The sequence below is a fragment of the Streptomyces sp. NPDC036764 genome (assembly GCF_055609385.1).
The window spans coordinates 1-4357 of the sequence record NZ_JBVJPT010000024.1 but is presented as its reverse complement, the minus strand read 5'-3'; the positions used below and the strand labels follow the sequence as shown (position 1 = coordinate 4357).

Genomic DNA, 4357 nt, shown 5'->3' with positions numbered 1-4357 from the left:
ACGGCCCAACAAACACAACCTCTCCCCCCCCCTCCCCCGCATGGCGTCACCCTCCCCACTATGAGGGGGAGGGTGACAATTCCCCCTCTACAACCGCCGACCGAAGGTCGGCGGTCCCCGAGGGTTGACGGCAGGTCAGGTCAGGGCACTCTCCGCAACCGGGGAACACCGGGGAGGCGGCCAATGACCGGTCGGGCGGCTTCCGGGGTGGCCAGAAGCGCGACGATGGTGACCGGCTGCTGGCTGTGCGGGCAGTCGCGTGTCGCGGTCGGCTCCAGAGGGTCGCGAACCGGGGCCTGCTGCCGCGAGGCGGTGCGGACGGGCGTTGGCCGGGGGAGTTCGATGCGGGCCGGGGGTGGGGAGGGTCGTGCCTGTCCGAGGCGGCGGGCTCGTTCCTCGTCCAGGGCCTGGTTGCTGGGCGTCTCAGTACTGCTCGGCCACTTGCTCGGCGATCGAGAACTCCGCGCCGCACTCGGCGCACGTTCCCCCGCCGAACAGGTAGGTGAGGGCGAGCGCGACGGTGTCGACGCCGGCCTCACGGGCCGCGTCATAGAGCACGCGCGCAGGCCCCTCCAAGTCGGTCGACGCGGCAGCGCGAAGCGGTGAACCCTCCGGATCGCCGGGCTCCCAGTCGCCGACGGCGGAGAAGTAGCCGCCCTCACCGATGGAGACGAACACCCCCATCTCGCATTCGGGGCAGAACACCTCGATGGTCCCGTCGGCCAAGCCTTCCAGGGCCGAGGACCAGACGGGGACACCGTCAAGCGCCATGGCGGTCTGCAGCAGATAGACGTAGAAGGCGGGCTCCGCGGGGCGGCGGATCCGAGCGTGAGTCAAAGCCCGCAGCCGCTCGATCAGGGCGCCGTGCTGACCGCGGGTCTCATCGTCGGCAGCAGCGGCGATCGCTCCGGCCAGGAGCAGGGCATTGTCGCCGTCCTTGTCCGCCTCGCCTCCCAGATCGGCCAGCAGAGCAAGAGCAGCGAAGCTCGCCGAGTAGACACTGCCCTGATGGCACAAGCGTGACCACAGGTCGCTCCATGCCTCGTCGTTGGGCTCTGTGCCAAGCTGTTCGAACAGGGCCGGGATGTCCTCGGCGGTGCCATACGCGTGCTTCAACTGCGACCAATCCGTCATGCGGGCATCCAACCAAGCCGTCCCTCGCTGGCTCACAGCAGGGCAGGGCTACCCGCTGCCGGCGTTGACGTAGGGAACTCGGGTGAGCAGGTCTGGCCAACACCAGAGCAGTGGGTGTACCGCCAGCGGGATCGCGTCCTGGCCGGGCAGCGTCAGAACCGCTACCAGAGGAAGTCGCTCAGCTTCTACCGTGGCCGGACATGAGCACGCAGCCCTTCAACGGCGCTTACCTCCTGCCGTCGGTGAGATCCGAGCGGGCTCGCGCAGACGGCGCCTACTGGCCGCTGAACCGCTCCCGCTGCTACCGGCAGCCTGGCCACCGACGTCCTGAGAGCCGCTGTACTCGCGGCTTCCTGCCGGAACTGGACCAGCGGCCATGAGGCGGGGCGTCACCGTAGTCGGGGACTGGAGACGGCTTCCAGCCTCCCGCCGGCGACCAGCAGGCTGAGGCGGTCGGCCGCTGCGATGGTGTGCGCGGCCGCTGCGGTCACGTCTGTCAGCAGGCTGGTGGGTTTGAGCACGCTGAGCGCTCCGTACACGGCGTTCCCCCACAGCACCGGGGCTGAGACCTGAGCCCACCCGGCGAACTCATCGATGCCCAAGCCGTAGCCACTCGCCCGGATCTCGTCCAGGGACGCCCGGAACTCGTGTTCATTGAGGACCCCAGGGTCGGCGCCGTCGGGGAGCTCCTGGGCGAGGACCATGTCCACGAGGGACGCCGGCAGATGGGCCGCCATCACCCGGCCCGACGGCCCGACCCGCAGACTGCTGTGCACGGCCACCAGCTTGCCTGCGGTCAACCCCAGCGCCTCGAGGTCGTACCGGCCGGGGGCGTAGTCGGCGAGCATCTGCCGGGGTTGGCCGTACGGGGAGAGCACCCAAAGCTGCGCCATGGCATCGAAGTTCTGGCTGAGTAACTCCAGGATCGGCTGCGAGGCCTCAACTCCCGGAGTGTGCGCCATCGCCTGGATGCCGATGGTCGCTGCGCCCGGGCCGAGCCGGTACTTCCCCCCGGGAAGCTGGACGACGTACTGGCTCGGGAGCATGGACTGCAGGATCCGGTGTACGACGGTGACGTGGAGACCGCTGGCCGCCGCGAGCTCGCTTGGGCCGTGGGCGGGTCCGCCGAGGAGGGTGAAAGCACGCTCCACGAGCTTGACCCTCAGAGCGTGAGCGGTGGCGCCCGCGCGTCGCGGATCCGCGGACTGCGCTGGTGTGGTGGGGGCGTTGGGTGCCGTGGTGATCAACGTGACGGTTCCTCACGTGTACGCCGCGTGGAGGCGGCTGGCCCATCAGGTCAGTGGCGAGCTACCGGCCCAACCCCGGTCGCCCGCGCCCCCTTTGGTTGCTTGATCAACCCTCCCTCGCATCGTACATGCGTGACGCGCAAAGAGACTGAGTCTTGCACCACACCAGAACGGGTTTTGCGGACACTCATTGCGCTTCGCGGGATGCGCATTTACGGGAAGCGGGAACGGACGGGAAAAGCCTTCCGTCACCTGCGCTATTGCGCGCCGAGAAATGGCGCTTCATTCCTCAGGCTGCGCCTGGTGGAAAAAGTTGACATGCCCAGTAGGGGTTCCATTGACTTCCTTTCGTAAAGGAATTCCCGGGAGCTCCGATAGGGGTAAAAGTGCGTGCACGCAGAGCAGTAGCTGCCCTCTCGCTGGCGGTCGCCATGACCGGATCGGGCCTTGTTGTGGCCGGTTCGGCCCAGGCCGCGGACAACCGGTGCTACATCAGCGCTTCATCGGCCACACTGCGTTCCAAGGCCACAACGAACAGCACGGCTATCGCAGTGGCGTACAAGAACAACAAGTGCAAGGACCTGGACTACAAGGGGTCCTGGGTGAAGCTGCGGATGACCAGCGGGAACGCCAAGGGGAAGGTCGGCTGGGTCAGGAAGGACCTGGTCCATGAACCGACCGTCGACACCTGCACGCCCCCGTGTTGAGACAGACCATCACCGAGCTGCGCCCCGGCTGACGGGCGGCCTCGCCGGCTGCGTGGGCGAGGAACCTGAAGACCCCCCGGACTTCGGTCCGGGGGGTCTTCACCGTTTCGGGGCTGAACGGCGCTTCTGTGAGTCAGCGGCAAGCACGGGGCTCAGACCTTGGTGAAGCACATCGTGTAGTCGAAGCCCCGGCTGTTGTAGTGCTGGATGCCGTAGTCGTACTTCGACGAGCACTCCTGGCCTTGGCCGGGGAGCATTTCGCGCATCGTGTACTGGGCTTCGGGCGAAGCGCAGTCGACGACGGTGGGGACCGGTTCGCCCTGTGGGTCCGCGACCTTGACGCAGTCGCCGACCTCGGGTTCGTGGGTCTTGGCTTCCTCTGCGGCCGCCGAGGCGGAGGCCTCCGCCTTCGCCTTGCCGCCGGTCGGACTGGTGTTGTAGTCCCAGACGTAATAGCCCAGCGCGCCGACGACCGCGATGACGACGGCTGCCGCCTTCACCGTCCGCAACGCGGCTCCCGGCTGCCGGCGCTGGGGACCACGCGGCGGCTGCGGTTGCGGGTATCCGTACGGCTGCTGCTGCGGGTACGGCTGATTCGGGTGCTGCTGCGGTGGCATCGACATACGTGAAAACCCCGTGGGTGGGTGATTAGGCGTGAGGGGGGCCATCCTTGGACGCTCGGGCTGGGGGCCGAGGCGCGGCAATCGAAGACGGCGCCGGGCTGTGATCCTGACACAGGTGCTACGGATGCGGGATTCTCTTCCAGCTTCTTCACAAGGGCATCGAGCGGCCTCATTTCGCCACGCGCAATAGTGTCCTCCGGTGTGCAGGTTTGGGTGCACATTTAGCGAGTCGAATGATTTGAAATCCGCTGCTTGAATAGGGAGCCCACGGTCGGATTCCTGAGGGAGGGGCATGCAGACGCGTGTGCTGCCCGTGCGGCGAACAGTCGTCGCGCTCGCCGGCGCTGCCGTGTTGGTGGCGCTCGCTGCCTGCACCGGCGGCACCAGCAGGCCAGGTGACGGCTGGTCCTCGCCTTCCACGACCGGGAACCCCGCGGCCCGTGCCGGGGACTCCAGAACATTCGTTGGCGGACAGCAGCAGATTCGTCCTCGCGTCGGCCCGCGTCATCCGCTCCCCGACAGGCAACATCAAAGAAGCGCCGGCAGGCCGAGCAGATGACGGGGCTGACCCGCCGATACGGTCGTCGGACCGAGCGCCTGCGGTCGACGCTGGCCGCAGTCGGCCTCGCGCTCGCCGGTCGAGCCG

4 protein-coding genes are annotated in these 4357 nt (G+C 67.8%); 1 reads left to right on the top strand and 3 read right to left on the bottom strand.

What is annotated here, in order from left to right; all coding sequences use genetic code 11:
- Positions 1-423: 423 nt before the first annotated feature.
- Together ACZ69Q_RS44220 and ACZ69Q_RS44215 are read right to left on the bottom strand one after the other, a co-directional pair.
- The gene (locus ACZ69Q_RS44220) at positions 424-1146 is read right to left on the bottom strand and encodes a hypothetical protein (RefSeq protein WP_471054328.1); all 723 of its coding nucleotides are present in this window, start codon (positions 1144-1146) and stop codon (positions 424-426) included.
- Positions 1147-1523: 377 nt separating this feature from the next.
- Positions 1524-2285 carry an IclR family transcriptional regulator gene (locus ACZ69Q_RS44215; protein ID WP_471054327.1) on the bottom strand — a complete coding sequence of 254 codons (762 nt, stop codon included), beginning with the start codon at positions 2283-2285 and terminating at the stop codon, positions 1524-1526.
- A gap of 482 nt (positions 2286-2767) precedes the next feature.
- Here ACZ69Q_RS44215 and ACZ69Q_RS44210 point away from each other — a divergent pair, with 482 nt between their 5' ends.
- A complete protein-coding gene (locus ACZ69Q_RS44210; protein WP_471054325.1) occupies positions 2768-3088 on the top strand; it encodes an SH3 domain-containing protein in 321 nt (106 codons plus the stop codon).
- A gap of 152 nt (positions 3089-3240) precedes the next feature.
- On the opposite strand, the gene ACZ69Q_RS44205 is transcribed toward ACZ69Q_RS44210, so the two are convergent.
- Complete coding sequence (locus ACZ69Q_RS44205) at positions 3241-3711, bottom strand: LppU/SCO3897 family protein (protein WP_471054323.1); 471 nt, start codon at positions 3709-3711, stop codon at positions 3241-3243.
- Between the last annotated feature and the right edge of the window lie 646 nt (positions 3712-4357).